Raw genomic sequence first — 17,353 nt, forward strand, 5'->3', positions numbered from 1 at the left:
TTCCCTCAAAACTAGATAATGTAGAAGAAAATTCAATAAACATTTGAGTTCGCTAAAAACTTGGTTAAGTCCTCGAACGATTAGTATCAGTCAGCTCCACATGTTACCACGCTTCCACCTCTGACCTATCAACCTGATCATCTTTCAGGGTTCTTACTAGCTTGACGCTATGGGAAATCTCATCTTGAGGGGGGCTTCATGCTTAGATGCTTTCAGCACTTATCCCGTCCGCACATAGCTACCCAGCGATGCCTTTGGCAAGACAACTGGTACACCAGCGGTGCGTCCATCCCGGTCCTCTCGTACTAAGGACAGCTCCTCTCAAATTTCCTACGCCCACGACGGATAGGGACCGAACTGTCTCACGACGTTCTGAACCCAGCTCGCGTACCGCTTTAATGGGCGAACAGCCCAACCCTTGGGACCGACTACAGCCCCAGGATGCGATGAGCCGACATCGAGGTGCCAAACCTCCCCGTCGATGTGGACTCTTGGGGGAGATAAGCCTGTTATCCCCGGGGTAGCTTTTATCCGTTGAGCGATGGCCCTTCCATGCGGAACCACCGGATCACTAAGCCCGACTTTCGTCCCTGCTCGACTTGTAGGTCTCGCAGTCAAGCTCCCTTGTGCCTTTACACTCTACGAATGATTTCCAACCATTCTGAGGGAACCTTTGGGCGCCTCCGTTACTCTTTAGGAGGCGACCGCCCCAGTCAAACTGCCCACCTGACACTGTCTCCCACCCCGATAAGGGGTGCGGGTTAGAATTTCAATACAGCCAGGGTAGTATCCCACCGACGCCTCCACCGAAGCTAGCGCTCCGGCTTCTACGGCTCCTACCTATCCTGTACAAGCTGTACCAAAATTCAATATCAGGCTACAGTAAAGCTCCACGGGGTCTTTCCGTCCTGTCGCGGGTAACCTGCATCTTCACAGGTACTATAATTTCACCGAGTCTCTCGTTGAGACAGTGCCCAGATCGTTACGCCTTTCGTGCGGGTCGGAACTTACCCGACAAGGAATTTCGCTACCTTAGGACCGTTATAGTTACGGCCGCCGTTTACTGGGGCTTCGATTCAGAGCTTCGCTTGCGCTAACCCCTCCTCTTAACCTTCCAGCACCGGGCAGGCGTCAGCCCCTATACTTCGCCTTGCGGCTTCGCAGAGACCTGTGTTTTTGCTAAACAGTCGCCTGGGCCTATTCACTGCGGCTCTTCGAGGCTATTCACCTCAAAAAGCACCCCTTCTCCCGAAGTTACGGGGTCATTTTGCCGAGTTCCTTAACGAGAGTTCTCTCGCTCACCTTAGGATTCTCTCCTCGCCTACCTGTGTCGGTTTGCGGTACGGGCACCTTTTATCTCGCTAGAGGCTTTTCTTGGCAGTGTGGAATCAGGAACTTCGGTACTAAATTTCCCTCGCTATCACAGCTCAGCCTTTACGGAAAGCGGATTTTCCTACTTTCCAGCCTAACTGCTTAGACGCGCATATCCAACAGCGCGCTTACCCTATCCTCCTGCGTCCCCCCATCACTCAAACGATAAAGAGGTGGTACAGGAATATCAACCTGTTGTCCATCGCCTACGCCTTTCGGCCTCGGCTTAGGTCCCGACTAACCCTGAGCGGACGAGCCTTCCTCAGGAAACCTTAGGCATACGGTGGATGAGATTCTCACTCATCTTTCGCTACTCATACCGGCATTCTCACTTCTAAGCGCTCCACCAGTCCTTACGGTCTAGCTTCAACGCCCTTAGAACGCTCTCCTACCACTGACATCTACGATGTCAATCCACAGCTTCGGTGTTACGTTTAGCCCCGGTACATTTTCGGCGCAGAGTCACTCGACCAGTGAGCTATTACGCACTCTTTAAATGGTGGCTGCTTCTAAGCCAACATCCTGGTTGTCTAAGCAACTCCACATCCTTTTCCACTTAACGTAAACTTTGGGACCTTAGCTGGTGGTCTGGGCTGTTTCCCTTTTGACTACGGATCTTATCACTCGCAGTCTGACTCCCACGGATAAGTCTTTGGCATTCGGAGTTTGTCTGAATTCGGTAACCCGATGAGGGCCCCTAGTCCAAACAGTGCTCTACCTCCAAGACTCTAACAACGTGAGGCTAGCCCTAAAGCTATTTCGGAGAGAACCAGCTATCTCCAAGTTCGATTGGAATTTCTCCGCTACCCACACCTCATCCCCGCACTTTTCAACGTGCGTGGGTTCGGGCCTCCATCCAGTGTTACCTGGACTTCACCCTGGACATGGGTAGATCACCTGGTTTCGGGTCTACGACCACATACTCATTCGCCCTATTCAGACTCGCTTTCGCTGCGGCTCCGTCTCTTCAACTTAACCTTGCATGGGATCGTAACTCGCCGGTTCATTCTACAAAAGGCACGCTATCACCCATTAACGGGCTCTAACTACTTGTAGGCACACGGTTTCAGGAACTATTTCACTCCCCTTCCGGGGTGCTTTTCACCTTTCCCTCACGGTACTGGTTCACTATCGGTCACTAGGGAGTATTTAGCCTTGGGAGATGGTCCTCCCTGCTTCCGACCGGATTTCACGTGTCCGGCCGTACTCAGGATCCACTCAAGAGGGAACGAAGTTTCGACTACAGGGTTTTTACCTTCTCTGACGGGCCTTTCCAGGCCGCTTCATCTACCCCGTTCCTTTGTAACTCCATATAGAGTGTCCTACAACCCCAAGAGGCAAGCCTCTTGGTTTGGGCTATGTCCCATTTCGCTCGCCGCTACTCAGGGAATCGCGTTTGCTTTCTCTTCCTCCGGGTACTTAGATGTTTCAGTTCCCCGGGTATGCCTTCAATACCCTATGTATTCAGGTAAAGATACTGTTCCATTACGAACAGTGGGTTTCCCCATTCGGAAATCTCTGGATCAAAGCTTACTTACAGCTCCCCAAAGCATATCGGTGTTAGTCCCGTCCTTCATCGGCTCCTAGTGCCAAGGCATTCACCGTGCGCCCTTTCTAACTTAACCTAAAAGGTTTATTACTCTATATATAATAGAGAGAAAACTAAAATGGCGATTACTCGATGTTTCTTGACTTTCTTCTTTACGATTATCTAGTTTTCAAAGAACGAAGTTCTGAGAGAAATTGCACTCTCAAAACTAAACAAACAGAAAACAATCAAACAAACATGTTTTGTCTGGCTCATAGGTCCAGCTTATATCCTTAGAAAGGAGGTGATCCAGCCGCACCTTCCGATACGGCTACCTTGTTACGACTTCACCCCAATCATCTGTCCCACCTTAGGCGGCTGGCTCCTTACGGTTACCCCACCGACTTCGGGTGTTACAAACTCTCGTGGTGTGACGGGCGGTGTGTACAAGGCCCGGGAACGTATTCACCGCGGCATGCTGATCCGCGATTACTAGCGATTCCGGCTTCATGTAGGCGAGTTGCAGCCTACAATCCGAACTGAGAATGGTTTTATGGGATTGGCTAAACCTCGCGGTCTTGCAGCCCTTTGTACCATCCATTGTAGCACGTGTGTAGCCCAGGTCATAAGGGGCATGATGATTTGACGTCATCCCCACCTTCCTCCGGTTTGTCACCGGCAGTCACCTTAGAGTGCCCAACTGAATGCTGGCAACTAAGATCAAGGGTTGCGCTCGTTGCGGGACTTAACCCAACATCTCACGACACGAGCTGACGACAACCATGCACCACCTGTCACTCTGTCCCCCGAAGGGGAAAGTCCTATCTCTAGGAGTGTCAGAGGATGTCAAGACCTGGTAAGGTTCTTCGCGTTGCTTCGAATTAAACCACATGCTCCACCGCTTGTGCGGGCCCCCGTCAATTCCTTTGAGTTTCAGCCTTGCGGCCGTACTCCCCAGGCGGAGTGCTTAATGCGTTAGCTGCAGCACTAAGGGGCGGAAACCCCCTAACACTTAGCACTCATCGTTTACGGCGTGGACTACCAGGGTATCTAATCCTGTTTGCTCCCCACGCTTTCGCGCCTCAGCGTCAGTTACAGACCAGAAAGCCGCCTTCGCCACTGGTGTTCCTCCACATCTCTACGCATTTCACCGCTACACGTGGAATTCCGCTTTCCTCTTCTGCACTCAAGTCCCCCAGTTTCCAATGACCCTCCACGGTTGAGCCGTGGGCTTTCACATCAGACTTAAAGGACCGCCTGCGCGCGCTTTACGCCCAATAATTCCGGACAACGCTTGCCACCTACGTATTACCGCGGCTGCTGGCACGTAGTTAGCCGTGGCTTTCTGGTTAGGTACCGTCAAGGTACCGGCAGTTACTCCGGTACTTGTTCTTCCCTAACAACAGAGCTTTACGACCCGAAGGCCTTCATCGCTCACGCGGCGTTGCTCCATCAGACTTTCGTCCATTGTGGAAGATTCCCTACTGCTGCCTCCCGTAGGAGTCTGGGCCGTGTCTCAGTCCCAGTGTGGCCGATCACCCTCTCAGGTCGGCTACGCATCGTCGCCTTGGTGAGCCGTTACCTCACCAACTAGCTAATGCGCCGCGGGCCCATCTGTAAGTGTCAGCCGAAACCGACTTTCAGCTTTCCCTCATGTGAGGAAAAGGATTATCCGGTATTAGCACCGGTTTCCCGGTGTTATCCCAGTCTTACAGGCAGGTTGCCCACGTGTTACTCACCCGTCCGCCGCTAACCACCGAAGTGGTTCGCTCGACTTGCATGTATTAGGCACGCCGCCAGCGTTCGTCCTGAGCCAGGATCAAACTCTCCAAGAAAGTTGATTAGCTCATTTTGTTACGTTGGCTAACTTCATTTAAGAAGTTAAATGTTATTGTTTGTTGACGTTTTTGTTTGTTTAGTTTTCAAAGAACAATCTCAACGTCGCCCAAAAGCGACTTTATTAATATATCATCTGTCCAACATAGTGTCAACAACTTTTTTTCTTTTGTTAAGTTGTTTTTATGTCAGCAGCGACGTTTATTAATATACCAACTTCAGTTTCATATGTCAACGATATTTTTATAAAAAAATATTCGTTATCCTTTTTTTCTATCTTTCCTTCCCCTTCTCATATACTTCAAGCATTCATGTGGAGAAGCGAACCTTCTAAACAAGGTGAATAATACTTTATATCTTTCTTCCATTGCTCTTTTTACTATATGATCAATTCTCTCATCTTTTAAATCAAATAAGATTTCATCCATCTCTCTTTTAATAAGGTATTCCATTTCTTTTACTTCTTTTTCATTAATCAGAAGTCCAAACATTGAATAACCTCCAGCAAATTATCTAGTTATAGTAGTCATTTCCAAATTCTGAGATTTTATAATCTTATTTTTTAATCATATTTTTAAAAAAACAAGCATAGGTTGAGACAAGGATGGTATTGGACGAGGTGGGGTATGATGAATTTCTTCTTTGTATTGAATGGAAAATCATTAAAAAGTGTTTCATTGGTTTTGATTGCTGCATTCTTTACCGCGTGGTTCCTGTATATGGAAAACCACGCACAAATTCCTGTCTTTTCTACGAAAGACGGTCCAAAAGCAGTCTATCGTGGGGAAAGGGATCTTGCTCTAACCTTTAATATTGGCTGGGGGGACGAAAAGGCTGAACCCATTTTAGACACTTTAAAAAAAGAAAATGTGAAATCAGCTACCTTTTTCTTAGCAGGTTCATGGGCAGAGCGACACCCTGATCTTGTTAGTCGTATTGTAAAGGAAGGATATGAAATCGGTATTCTTGGTTACAATTATGAAGACTACACTGACTTAGAAGATGTGAAGATCGCTAAAGATATTTCTAAAGCACAAGAAGTCTTCACTAAATTAAATGTGAAAGATATCAAATTGCTCCGTGCACCAACTGGCCATTTTGATGAACGCACCTTAAAAATCGCCAAGAGATATGGCTATACGGTCGTTCATTGGAGCATCGATTCTAAGGATTGGCAAAATCCAGGTATAGCCGCTATTGTCGATAATACAAAAAAAGCGAAAAAAGGCGATATCGTTCTACTTCATGCATCAGACTCTGCAAAACAAACAGCAAAAGCATTGCCGCTCATTCTAGCAGATATCCGTCAAAAAGGACTGAAGGTTGTCTCTGTTACAGAAATGATCGCTAACGGGGATGCACATTCAAAAGAGATCAGATGATTAGCAAAAAAACCGTCCACTAATTGGACGGTTTTACTTTTTTACTTTTATTTTTCTCATTAGGACGAACGGTTTGTACACGCCTTTGACGTTCTTGTGCTGATTGTGTATTTAATTTATGAAGAATTAACAACTGATAGGCATTACAAGCGATTAAGGCAAACATCATGAGATAAAGCCAGCTTCTTTCGTTCACGCGAAGCACAGGAACCCATTCCACCAGTGTTACGACAATCATAAAGAATAGGGCAGGGATAAATGCCTCTCGATTTGTCTGCTTTGTTTTATACCATGCAACGATTAGACTTATAACAAGAAGGAGAATAGCAAGTCCAAGATAGGATAAAATAGATTCCCCTTTTTCAGCAAAGTTCTCGTATCGTAAATAGACCAAATCAAAAAGAGCAAAAAGAATGAGAACCATTTGTACCGCGTTCCAGAGAGAAGCGGATTTAAATATTCCTAAACCAAAACGGTGAACCGTTAAATAAGCAAAAAAGCCCATTTGACTAATAACACTAAAAAGGAAGCCCATAACAATTAACCATACTAACGTAGATAAAATATCAATTATTCTAAATTCGACAAAATAAGGCTGAAATTCGTTCCAGCGAACAATGAAACCCACAATGGCCGTTGTGATCCCGCCTATTAATAATGTGGTCATAAAAAGTCTTACCCAATTACGGCTAGTCACACTATAAACCTCCATATACCAAATAATGAACACCATACTGATTGTACCAAGCAAAATTTGAAAAATCCATAATTTCATTTACATACGAATAATCCGTCCCCTTTTTATTCATTCTAAAATTAAGGATTCATATGTGAAAGGAGCTTGAAAATGAATATAAAAAATATGTTGCTCCTCCTACCCATCACGTTGTTGCTAACAAGCTGTTCTTCTGGTGAAGCAAGTAGCGGAGGGCAAGTTGATTACGAACAAACGAAAAAAATGGTTGTGGATATTTTAAAAACAGATGATGGTAAGAAGGCAATTCAAGATGTAATGGCTGATGATAAAATGAAAGAAAAGCTGGTAATGGACCAAAAGGTGGTCTCTGATACCATTGAACAAACACTTACCTCGGATAAGGCAACAGAGTTTTGGAAAAAGACCTTCAGTGATCCTAAATTCGCAAAGGGCGTTGCCAAGAATATGAGAAGCGAAAACGAAAAGCTGCTAAAAGAATTGATGAACGATCCGGAATATCGCGGTATGATGATTCAGGTTTTCAAGGAGCCGGAAATTCAAAAAGAAATGGCAGATGCATTGAAGAGCAAGGAATACCGTGCACACCTTCAGTCAGTCATCTCTGAGACAATCGAAAGCCCGTTGTTTAAAGCAAAGATGCAGGAACTGCTCCTAAAAGCAGCAGAAGAAACACAAGGAAAATCGAGCTCGAAGCAAGGCGGAGGCCAATCTAGCGGCGAACAAGGCTCCGGAGGTGGGCAAGGTGGAGGCAGCGGTGGACAGTAAAACAAGCAAAAGCCTCTTCGTTTAAAACGAAGAGGCTTCTTTTTATTTCTTAAGTAAGCTGGTTACTTTTTCAGCAATTTCTAAATAAATTTTTCCGATCTGATGATCCTCTTGGTAGATAGATGGAGCGAAGTCTGCATCATTCCAGTCCGGCTGACTTAATGGCAGTCTTCCAAGGACTTCTGTATTCAATTCGTCGGCTAATTTGTCTCCGCCGCCCTTTCCGAACACATATTCCTTTTCACCTGTTAGCTTGCTTTCGAAATAAGCCATATTTTCGATAACACCCAATACCTCATGCTCGGTACGGATTGCCATAGCTCCCGCACGCGCTGCAACAAAGGCAGCTGTTGGATGTGGAGTAGTAACGATAATCTCTTTACAAGCAGGAAGCATCGTATGAACATCCAATGCTACATCCCCTGTTCCTGGTGGTAAATCTAAAAGTAGATAATCAATTTCTCCCCATTCAACTTCATTAAAGAAACTATTTAACATTTTTCCTAACATTGGACCACGCCAAATAATTGGGGCATTATCTTCAACGAAGAAGCCCATTGAAATAACCTGAACACCAAAGCGTTCTACAGGGATAATTTTCTCTCCTCTGACAACCGGTCTTTTTGTGATTCCCATCATATCAGGCACACTAAATCCATAAATATCCGCATCGATAAGGCCCACTTTTTTGCCTAGACGTGCTAATGCTACCGCTAAGTTTACAGAAACCGTCGATTTCCCTACGCCCCCTTTACCGCTGGCGATAGCGATAAACGTCGTGCTATTGGAATTAAGCAGGTTCTTGTCCTTTTCTGGTTCAGCCTGACGATTGGCTGCCAACACTTCTTCAGGGAGCTCACTAAAACGGATCCCTACAGTCGCAGCACCTGCTTCTTTTAAAAGGTTGACGATTTGTGTCTGCAGTTGCAGCTGTTCAGCCGTGCCTGTTCTTGCGATAGCTATTTTCACGCTAACGTGATTTTTCTCTTCTTTGATTTTTACTTCTTCGATTGCATGTAATTCTGCTAATGTTTTATGTAAAAATGGCTCTTTAAGGCTACCAAGAACCTCTAGGATCTTACCCTCTGTTAACATGAAAAGCACCTCACCTTATGAATTCGTTTCCATCTCTTAGTATACCATAATCGCTAGGTAATACAGTTAAATGAATCACACGTTACTCCTAATAAAATATAATAAAAAGGCTTTGTTAAACTTGTCTGTTGATTTCCGCTTCAGGCACGAGCGATTCGTGGGTGTTTCGGCGAGCCTCCTCGGAGAAACGCGCCTGCGGGGTCTCCCCTGAACCTTACTCCCACAGGAGCCTTCGTGCCTTCCGCTCCAATCAACAGGGGATAAAAATTAACAATGTTCTTTAACTAACAAAAAAGAGATGGAATCATCCACCATCTCTTCTTACTCTTCTTTTTCTATAATTTCCTTTTCATTTGTAAAGTAACGCATTATTCCTTTATAAATGGAAATGGCTACTTTTTCTTGATACGTATCTTTTTTTAGCATCGCCTTTTCTCCTGGATTAGAAAGAAAGCCAACTTCAACAAGGGCTCCTGGCTTTTTAGCATGTTTTAAGATGAACACTTGATTTAATGGCTTTGCTTTTCTTGTTGTATTTTCTAAATTTTTACGCAGCTCTTCTTGAATGAACTTTGCTGCTCTCGCGTTTTCCTGATGGTGTGGGGCAAAGAAGGTTTGTGCTCCGCTCCATCTAGAAGATGGTATCGCATTTAAGTGAATGCTAATAAAAAGGTCGTTATCTGTGCCATTTATCATTTTTAATCTTTTTTTCAAGTCTTCCACTTTTCTTCTACTATATCCTCTTGTGTCTGGATCGGCCAAATCCGTATCGGTTTCCCTTGTCATGATGACAAGAGCTCCTTGCTGTTGAAGATAATCCCTTACTTTTAAGGTGATATCTAATGCAATGTCCTTTTCAAGGGTTTTCCCTGTTCCTGCTCCGCCATCTGGGCCCCCGTGACCCGCATCCAACAAAATGATTTTACCTGACAACGGAAGATTCCATGTATTCCACGAATCATTCTCGATAAAGTCATGTTGTAGGATGAGAAATAAAACAACCAACCCTGCAATAAAACTGATTATTTTTACTCTCCGCTTTGACACCCCTATCATCCTTCCCGCCTGTCCCTGTTCAATAAACTATATGGGACAAGGGGGAAATTTAGAACATTGAAATGCAGAAGCGCCTCGTTCAGCCCCGAGGGGCTAGGCGCTGGAGCTAGCCATGAAGAAATGCGGAAGCACCTCTATCAGCACCTCCGCTTCCCTTTCTAATGCAGGCGGAGTTTGTGACGTCTTTGGCCTTTTTCAAAGCCTTCTCTCCACCAAACATGGATATATTGCTCACAAAGATAATAAAGGGATTCACTCATAGTGCCTTCCTCACCATTACCCCAGTAGAGTAAAAAATTATATAACGTATCAATAAGATGTTTTTCTTGCTTATAACACCGTAGACGAACCGCTTCTAGATCTTCACCATGATAGCCAAACTTACTGAATTTAGCCCCTAATAAGAAGGCCTCTAAGGCAACGTCATAACAAGCTTCCTCAATACCTGTATTCATAACAAAACTAGACGCAATTTTTGTGGAACCAAAATATTGTTTTACTCTCTCTTTTAGCGTATTAATGGATAAGTCCCGAAGTACGGAACGTTCATATTTGATCTGTTTCTCACGTCGTTTTTCTTTAAAGGTAGTTATTACTGTCACTTCGTATTCACCTCTTAGAACTATTCTTTATCCCTCGTTCATAAGAAATGCAAAGACACTTTTTCCAATTTTTTAGAGTGTGAACAGGCATCCAAACGAATACCCTCATTAATCATACAATATATATATAAGACCATTTTTAAAATTGAGGAGAATGACATGAAACTCTACTTAGATCCAGGTCATGGTGGAAATGACCCCGGTGCCCAAGGGAATGGACTAAAAGAAAAAGATGTGACACTAGATATTGCGCTTCAAATTAGGACAATCCTAACAAGTGATTATGAGAATATTGAAATCAAAATGAGTCGTACGAGTGACCTAACAAAAAGCTTAAGCCAGCGGACAAATGAAGCAAATGCGTGGGGTGCTGATTTTTATTTGGCTATTCATATCAATGCCTTTAATGGCACAGCCCAAGGATATGAAGATTATATTTACAATGGCCTGTCTGATTCTTCAACGACTGCGAAATACCGCGATATCATCCATGTAGAAGTAATCAAACTTAATCAATTAGTGGACCGAGGGAAGAAGAAAGCTAATTTTCATGTTCTACGTGAATCAAACATGCCAGCCATGTTATCTGAAAATGGCTTTATTGATCAGTCACATGATGCGGCTTTAATGAAACAAGTTTCATGGCGACAAAAGGCTGCACAAGGGCATGCGAATGGACTTGCAAAAGCGTTTAATTTAAAGCCCAAAACACAACCATCAGATCCATCCGGAATCATGTACAAAGTCATTGCAGGTTCATTTAAACAACAGGAAAATGCAGACAGCCGAGTAGTATTCCTCCAATTAAAGGGTATAGAAGCGTTTATTGTCTCGACAATTATCTCTGGTGAGATGTGGTATAGAGTGCAAGCAGGTGCTTTTTCAAATCGACCGAATGCAAAAGTTCGTCTGAAGGAAATCCAAGCGATTGGAATAACAGATGCCTTCATTTTGGCTGAAGGAACGAATCCAAATCTAACTCTTACCTCACCCACTCCTTCACCAGAACCAACTCCTACCGGCTATTCCATTTTTGGACCAACCTATTTGTCCCCCGAACACATGAATCTGTTTGTAAAAATCATGAATCCAAGTGCTATTGAACTTGGCCAGTACTATTTGACACTTGGAGAGTATTATGGAATTCGCGGAGACATTGCGTTTGTCCAGGCACTACACGAAACAAACTATTTCCGCTTTACCGGAATCGTAAAGCCGGAGCAAAATAACTTTGCAGGCATTGGTACAACAGGACCTGATAATCCCGGCGCCCGTTTTGCTACACCGAAAGAGGGCGTGCTTGCACATCTTCAGCACCTTTTTGCTTACGCTTCGACTCAAGCTCTGCCTACGCAATACCCGCTCGTCGACCCCCGTTTTAATCTAGTTAAGCGCGGATCTGCTCCAACTTGGATTGCTTTAAATGGGAAATGGGCCGTTCCTGGCACAACCTACGGACAATCCATTTTAAGTCTATATGGAAAAATGGTAGCATTCGCCAAACAAAATTTAGATACAATCCTGAATGAAATCAACAAATGAACAACGGAGGCAGACTCCTAATTAAGGGGTCTGCCTTTTTCTTATTCCATTGCTCCATTCCATCCATTACATAATCCTTCCACTAAAGGAAATACTATTTCTATATGTAAAAAAACGGCGGTGAAATGTTAGCATGAATTGGTTTACTAAAAGAAAAGCCCAAAAAAACCAACGAGAGGAATTAGAGCAATACCTCCAACGTTCAAGTGATTTTACAAGAGTTCATTATATAAATCAGCCAACCAATAACCGGTTTTATTTTTCCTTTATGTCAACTCTAGTTGACGAAAGTATTTTAGAAGAAAATGCACTACCGTCATTATTAGAAAAGCCATTTGTAAAAATTGATGAAATAAAAAAAATTGTCCCTATTGCGGACATACAGATTTGCAGTGACGAAAGTCAAATCGAACAGAAGTTATTCAATGGTTATGTGCTCTTAACCCTTGATTCAGATCCTGATCAATTTGCCTTTATTGCAGCCCAAAAGGAAATCGTACGCGGAATTACACAGCCTGAGGTTGAGTTTAGTGTTATTGGTCCGAAGGAAGCATTTGTCGAATCTCTTCAGCAAAATATCAACCTCATTCGTAAACGATTATCTGTTAAGGAGCTAATCTATGAAGAATTAACGCTGGGCTCGATCTCTAAAACGAAAATTGCCGTCATGTACTTAGATGGAATTGTCGATCCAGCTAATGTTCAAGAGGTTATGAACCGTTTGAAAAACGTTGACTTTGATGCAATCACCGATAGCTCATATATTGTTCAATTAATCTCAGATAACAAAAATTCCCCCTTTCCCCAATTGCTTGATACGGAAAGGCCAGACAGGGTAACAGCGATCTTGGCAGAGGGGAAAATCGCCATATTTGTTGATGGGTCTCCGCATGTACTGATTACGCCAACAACACTGGTTGAATTTTTTGGCTCGTTTGAGGATTATTTTTTAAATTGGATGTTATCTTCTTTCTTCCGGTTAATCCGGCTGTTTGCTGTTGCATTCTCCATTTTAATTACACCCGTATATGTAGCGACCTTGTCCTATCATTACGAGCTCATTCCAAAGGACTTAATGAATACATTAGTGACGTCTCGCCGTGAAATACCGCTTCCCCCCATCTTGGAAGCCCTCTTTCTAGAGCTAACCATTGAGCTGCTCCGCGAGGCCGGAGCACGCCTTCCCACCAAGGTCGGTCAGACAATCGGTATCGTGGGAGGGATCGTTATCGGAACTGCTTCCGTTGAAGCAGGTTTAACTAGTAATGTTCTTTTAATTATCGTGGCACTAGCAGCACTGGCGTCTTTTACTACGCCTGTATATAAGATGGGTAACGCGATTCGTTTACTTCGCTTTCCCTTTTTGTTTTTCGCTGAGCTATGGGGCCTACTTGGAATCGTTTTTTGTTTTTGTCTATTAATGGCACACCTAATTCGCCTAACGTCCCTTAATAGACCATTCTTGGAACCAATCTATCCACCGAGATTGACGGACCTGAAAGATTCTTTGATTAGACTTCCCTTTTCAAAACAATCCTTAAGGCCGCAAACATTAAGGACTCAAAACCCTATTCGTTTTACTCCTAGTAAAAAGGTGAAAAAAGGAGATATTGACGAATAGAATGTGGAGGAGCGCTATGGAACAGTTAGTGCCGGAAAAAGCAAAAATATCGCCTTTTTTAGTATTCTTTCTAATCCATGCGATGCAATTTGGGGTCGGGGTCCTGGGATTTCAAAGAATTATCGCAATGACAGCAGGATATGATGCATGGATTTCCGTCATCATCGCTGGTTTGAGTATTCATATCATCATATGGATGATGTTCAAAATCCTTGAAACCGTTGACGGAGATATGGTCACTGCCCATTCCTATATATTCGGAAATAAAATCGGAAAACTCCTAACATTGCCATTCATACTATATTTTGTAATGGTTTGTTTGACCCTTCTTAGGACCTTTATTGAAGTCATCCAAGTATGGATGTTCCAGGATATGGGCACCTTTTGGTTTTCTCTGGGCTTTTGTTTATTGGGCATTTATATTGTCTTCGGGGGATTTAGAACGGTAACAGGAGTGGCCTTCTTTGGCGTGGTACTCCCTGCTTATCTAATCTTAACTTTTTTATTTACGATTCCATATGCCGATGCGAAAAATTTGTTGCCGCTATTTGACCATTCCGTCATGGATATGCTAAAGGCAGCCTATCAGATGTCATTTACCTATCTTGGCTATGAGGTGCTTTTATTTTTCTATCCGTATATTAAGGATCCACAAAAATCAAAAAAATGGGCACATCTAGGCGTACTATATACCACCATTCTTTATACCCTTTTAACGGTAGTAACGTTTGTTTATTTTTCCGAGGGACAGCTACAGAAGAATATTTGGGCCACCTTGACCATGTGGAAAGTAGTCGAAATGCCATTTGTTGAACGATTTGAATATATCGGCATCGCTAACTGGAATATTATCATTCTGCCTAACTTCTGCATTGCCCTATGGTGCGGCAGCCGCATTGTTAAAAGAGTAACCCACATGAAACAAAAATACGGGGTTTTTCTATTAGCGATGATGACGTTAACCCTGATTAACTTTTTCAAGACACGTGAGCAGATCAATACCTTGATCGATTATACAGGTAAAATTTCCTTTTTTCTTAATTATGGTTATATTCCCCTGCTCTTTGTTCTTGTGTTAATTGTGAAGAAGGTGAAGAAAAAGTGAGAAGGTTCCTTACCTTTTTTATCGTAACGCTTAGTCTTACTGGGTGTGTTCGGAAGGAAATTTTGGATGATGTGAATTTAGAAACTGGAAGTGCCTATGATTATATTGATAATCAGATACGTGGCACAGCTCTAATCCCTGTTTACTTACCTGATAAGTCAGTAGAAAATAAAACCTTCAGTGCCTCTTCAAGTCTAAGCAGAGACTTTCTACGAGACATTCAACGTCAATCTTCAGATCCTCTTGTAACAGGCGCTCTGAAAGTGGTTCTTTTCGGAGAAAAGCTTGCAAAAGAAAGGGGAATTCTTGCTCTCATCGATTCCTTCCAACGGGACCCCAGCATAGGTGCCGGCATTTATCTTGGTGTTACTGAAGGTGAAGCAAAGAAAGTGATAGAAGGCTCATATGGAAAGAGAGGAAATTCAGTCTATTTAACCAATCTGATTCGTCATAATATGCAGACAAAAGATTTACCAAAAACAAATTTACAACGTTTTTTATTTGATTTTCACCAAAAGGGCAAATCCCCTTATCTGCCTCAGATACGCAGATTAAATAAAGATCAAATTGAAATTAGCGGAATCAGTTTTTTTCGATATGGCAAGGTAGTGGATTCCATACCAGCCTCAGAGATGTTTTATTTTAAGCTTCTTGTGGACAACTATAGCGAGGGAACCTTAAAAGTAAATGTCGAAAAACAAATCGCATCCATTGAAAGTATTCGCTCAAAATTCAAAATGAAACTGTCAGCGACCAATCCTAATGCGGTAAACGTATATATTAATGTGAAAGCAATGTTAAACGAATACACCGGCGTGAGTGTCACATCAAAAGACTTAAGGAAGATTGAACAAAAACTTGAAAAGGATATTGAAAAAGAATGCATGAAACTTACAAAACAGTTTCAGCAAAAACAAATTGACCCCATCGGATACGGTCATTTTATCAAAAGCAGAACAAGGCATTTTAATTTTAATAAGTGGAATACGGATTATCAATATTTAAAGGTAAATATCCATGCACGGGTAAGCATTGTAGAGTCAGGGGTTATTGAATAAAAACTAAGACTCCTAGCCTGAATGGGCGGGAGTCTTTTATGTTTATTTTGAAACCTGAGTCATGCTTCGTACAGATTGCAACTTTTCGATTTTTGTTTGCTTTGGGAGAGTAATCCCCGTAAAACCATAAAAAACAGTTAACAAAGGTGAAAAGAGGCAGAATAATGCAAATGGGAAATATTCTATTACAGGTACTCCTAGTACTGACGTCAAAAATACACCACACACACTCCATGGTACTAGCGGATTAACAACTGTCCCTGCATCTTCTAATACGCGAGAAAGATGCTTAGGTTTTAAGCCCGCTTTCTTAAAATGGTCTTTAAATGCATTGCCGGGTAATAGGATCGATAAATATTGTTCACCAAGAATAAAATTAACTGCGATGGCCATTCCAGCTGTTGCACTAATTAATAGGGATACTCGGCTTAAAATGGATTGAAGCATTGATAATACGGCAGGGATAATTCCCAATCTGAAAAGAAGACCGCCCATGCTTAGTGCAAGGAGTATCACTGAAATACTAAACATCATGCTTTCCATTCCGCCTCTAGTCAGCATTGAGTCAACTTCCTTTATCCCACTTTCAGATTTGAATCCGGAATATAGGAGATCCAACAATCCTTTACTGTCTAACCCACCATTTATCCAGATGGTGATGATAATAGCAGAGATAACTCCACAAGAAAGAGTCGCAATAGCAGGTACCTTTTTAGCGGCCAAAACCGTGAGTATTACAAATGGAAGTAATGAGTACCAGTGTACGAGGTTCATTTTTAGTAAACCCTCTTTTACAAGTAGCATTTGTTTCATACTCTGTTCTGTTTCCGCAGGAGACAGAAGTAGGTAAACCACAAAGGAGAGGATGAAAGCTGGAATTGTAGTCCAAGCCATATTTTTAATATGTTCAAATAAATCCGCTCCTGCCACACTCGAAGCAAGGTTCGTTGTATCCGATAAAGGTGACATTTTATCACCAAAGAACGCACCTGAAACAACTGCCCCCGCCGTAATCACAGGAGAAATCCCTAACGCTGTACTGGCAGATACAAATGCCACACCCACTGTTGCAGCCGTTGTTAGAGAGCTCCCAATGCTTAGCCCGATGATAGCTGTTACAACAAAAACAATCGCATAGTAAAACTTTCCTGAAACCAAATCAAGCGCTAGATAAATAAATGTTGGAATGGTGCCGCTGGCCATCCAGCTGCTAATTAACATTCCGATAAAAAAGAAAATCATCACCGCAGCTATACCTGATTTAGCACCGGAGACCATGGAATCTTCCAACTCTTTAAAGCTTACTCTTTTGATGACACCATATCCGAGTAAAAGGGCTATGCCTGAAATAATCGCAACGTGTGGAATTACCTGAAGACCGATGATAAGATAACCGACCAGCCCCATTAATGCCGCTAAAACGATAGTGGCTTCTGCTGGTTTAATTGATAGTGCTTTTTGTTCCTGTTCCATCATACTTCCTCCTATAAAAAGATATAAATAAACGCAAAAAAGCCCCTTCGTCTAGGGACGAAAGGACTCCGCGTTACCACCCTAATTGGCAAGGTTCATGATTAATTCCTTACCCTCTTAAAAAATATGCCCGTATAGAACAGCTGTATTTCAAAATGTCAGCGCCCAGATTTTCACCTTCCATCTGGTCTCTACTTGCTG

12 protein-coding genes and 2 rRNA genes are annotated in these 17,353 nt (G+C 42.9%); 6 read left to right on the forward strand and 8 right to left on the reverse strand.

Features of this window, described 5'->3' with window-relative positions; genetic code table 11:
* Window positions 1–60: 60 nt before the first annotated feature.
* The 3 genes from QE429_RS00360 to QE429_RS00370 form a co-directional block, all read right to left on the reverse strand.
* A 23S ribosomal RNA gene (locus QE429_RS00360) occupies window positions 61–2,996 on the reverse strand.
* Window positions 2,997–3,196: 200 nt separating this feature from the next.
* A 16S ribosomal RNA gene (locus QE429_RS00365) occupies window positions 3,197–4,734 on the reverse strand.
* Together the 16S and 23S rRNA genes form the textbook arrangement of a ribosomal RNA operon.
* Before the next feature lie 261 nt (window positions 4,735–4,995).
* Window positions 4,996–5,226, reverse strand: a complete 231-nt coding sequence (locus tag QE429_RS00370) for a hypothetical protein (RefSeq protein ID WP_307282708.1) — start codon at window positions 5,224–5,226, stop codon at window positions 4,996–4,998.
* Window positions 5,227–5,364: 138 nt separating this feature from the next.
* Between QE429_RS00370 and pdaB the strand changes: the two genes are divergently transcribed.
* Window positions 5,365–6,117 (forward strand): polysaccharide deacetylase family sporulation protein PdaB, encoded by a 753-nt coding sequence (gene pdaB / locus QE429_RS00375; protein WP_307282710.1) that lies wholly within the window; start codon window positions 5,365–5,367, stop codon window positions 6,115–6,117.
* 19 nt (window positions 6,118–6,136) lie between these two features.
* Here the strand turns inward: pdaB and QE429_RS00380 are convergent, their stop codons facing one another.
* The gene (locus tag QE429_RS00380) at window positions 6,137–6,814 is read right to left on the reverse strand and encodes a KinB-signaling pathway activation protein (RefSeq protein WP_307282713.1); all 678 of its coding nucleotides are present in this window, start codon (window positions 6,812–6,814) and stop codon (window positions 6,137–6,139) included.
* A 150-nt stretch (window positions 6,815–6,964) separates the two neighbouring features.
* Here QE429_RS00380 and gerD point away from each other — a divergent pair, with 150 nt between their 5' ends.
* Entirely contained in the window at window positions 6,965–7,600 is a 636-nt protein-coding gene (gene gerD, locus QE429_RS00385) for a spore germination lipoprotein GerD (RefSeq protein ID WP_307282716.1), read from the forward strand.
* Between the two features lie 42 nt (window positions 7,601–7,642).
* Here the strand turns inward: gerD and QE429_RS00390 are convergent, their stop codons facing one another.
* From QE429_RS00390 to QE429_RS00400, 3 genes are all read right to left on the reverse strand, one after another.
* Complete coding sequence (locus QE429_RS00390) at window positions 7,643–8,695, reverse strand: Mrp/NBP35 family ATP-binding protein (RefSeq protein ID WP_307282720.1); 1,053 nt, start codon at window positions 8,693–8,695, stop codon at window positions 7,643–7,645.
* Between the two features lie 321 nt (window positions 8,696–9,016).
* A complete protein-coding gene (gene cwlD / locus QE429_RS00395) occupies window positions 9,017–9,742 on the reverse strand; it encodes an N-acetylmuramoyl-L-alanine amidase CwlD (RefSeq protein ID WP_307282723.1) in 726 nt (241 codons plus the stop codon).
* A gap of 167 nt (window positions 9,743–9,909) precedes the next feature.
* Complete coding sequence (locus QE429_RS00400) at window positions 9,910–10,353, reverse strand: YbaK family protein (protein ID WP_307282725.1); 444 nt, start codon at window positions 10,351–10,353, stop codon at window positions 9,910–9,912.
* Between the two features lie 159 nt (window positions 10,354–10,512).
* On the opposite strand from QE429_RS00400, the gene QE429_RS00405 reads away from it, so the two are divergent.
* The 4 genes from QE429_RS00405 to QE429_RS00420 all read left to right on the forward strand — a co-directional run bounded on the left by QE429_RS00405 (window position 10,513) and on the right by QE429_RS00420 (window position 15,679).
* Entirely contained in the window at window positions 10,513–11,895 is a 1,383-nt protein-coding gene (locus QE429_RS00405) for an N-acetylmuramoyl-L-alanine amidase (RefSeq protein ID WP_307282727.1), read from the forward strand.
* Between the two features lie 133 nt (window positions 11,896–12,028).
* Entirely contained in the window at window positions 12,029–13,516 is a 1,488-nt protein-coding gene (locus tag QE429_RS00410; protein ID WP_307282729.1) for a spore germination protein, read from the forward strand.
* Window positions 13,517–13,532: 16 nt separating this feature from the next.
* The gene (locus QE429_RS00415; RefSeq protein ID WP_307282731.1) at window positions 13,533–14,621 is read left to right on the forward strand and encodes a GerAB/ArcD/ProY family transporter; all 1,089 of its coding nucleotides are present in this window, start codon (window positions 13,533–13,535) and stop codon (window positions 14,619–14,621) included.
* Window positions 14,618–15,679, forward strand: a complete 1,062-nt coding sequence (locus QE429_RS00420; RefSeq protein ID WP_307282733.1) for a Ger(x)C family spore germination protein — start codon at window positions 14,618–14,620, stop codon at window positions 15,677–15,679. Before QE429_RS00415 ends, QE429_RS00420 begins: the two co-directional genes overlap by 4 nt.
* A gap of 42 nt (window positions 15,680–15,721) precedes the next feature.
* Here QE429_RS00420 and nhaC read toward each other — a convergent pair whose 3' ends face one another.
* Window positions 15,722–17,152 (reverse strand): Na+/H+ antiporter NhaC, encoded by a 1,431-nt coding sequence (nhaC, locus tag QE429_RS00425; RefSeq protein ID WP_373463167.1) that lies wholly within the window; start codon window positions 17,150–17,152, stop codon window positions 15,722–15,724.
* Between the last annotated feature and the right edge of the window lie 201 nt (window positions 17,153–17,353).

Origin of the sequence: Bacillus sp. SORGH_AS_0510, from assembly GCF_030818775.1 — a bacterium.
In the GTDB taxonomy this organism is placed as follows: domain Bacteria; phylum Bacillota; class Bacilli; order Bacillales; family Cytobacillaceae; genus Neobacillus.

Excerpts from the sequence above, each read along its gene's own strand:
- QE429_RS00370 (WP_307282708.1), bottom strand. The coding sequence starts at position 5,226 with ATGTTTGGACTTCTGATTAATGAAAAAGAAGTAAAAGAAATGGAATAC.
- pdaB (WP_307282710.1), top strand. The coding sequence starts at position 5,365 with ATGAATTTCTTCTTTGTATTGAATGGAAAATCATTAAAAAGTGTTTCA.
- QE429_RS00390 (WP_307282720.1), bottom strand. The coding sequence starts at position 8,695 with ATGTTAACAGAGGGTAAGATCCTAGAGGTTCTTGGTAGCCTTAAAGAG.
- nhaC (WP_373463167.1), bottom strand. The coding sequence starts at position 17,152 with ATGGAACAGGAACAAAAAGCACTATCAATTAAACCAGCAGAAGCCACT.
- QE429_RS00415 (WP_307282731.1), top strand. The coding sequence starts at position 13,533 with ATGGAACAGTTAGTGCCGGAAAAAGCAAAAATATCGCCTTTTTTAGTA.
- QE429_RS00410 (WP_307282729.1), top strand. The coding sequence starts at position 12,029 with ATGAATTGGTTTACTAAAAGAAAAGCCCAAAAAAACCAACGAGAGGAA.
- gerD (WP_307282716.1), top strand. The coding sequence starts at position 6,965 with ATGAATATAAAAAATATGTTGCTCCTCCTACCCATCACGTTGTTGCTA.
- QE429_RS00405 (WP_307282727.1), top strand. The coding sequence starts at position 10,513 with ATGAAACTCTACTTAGATCCAGGTCATGGTGGAAATGACCCCGGTGCC.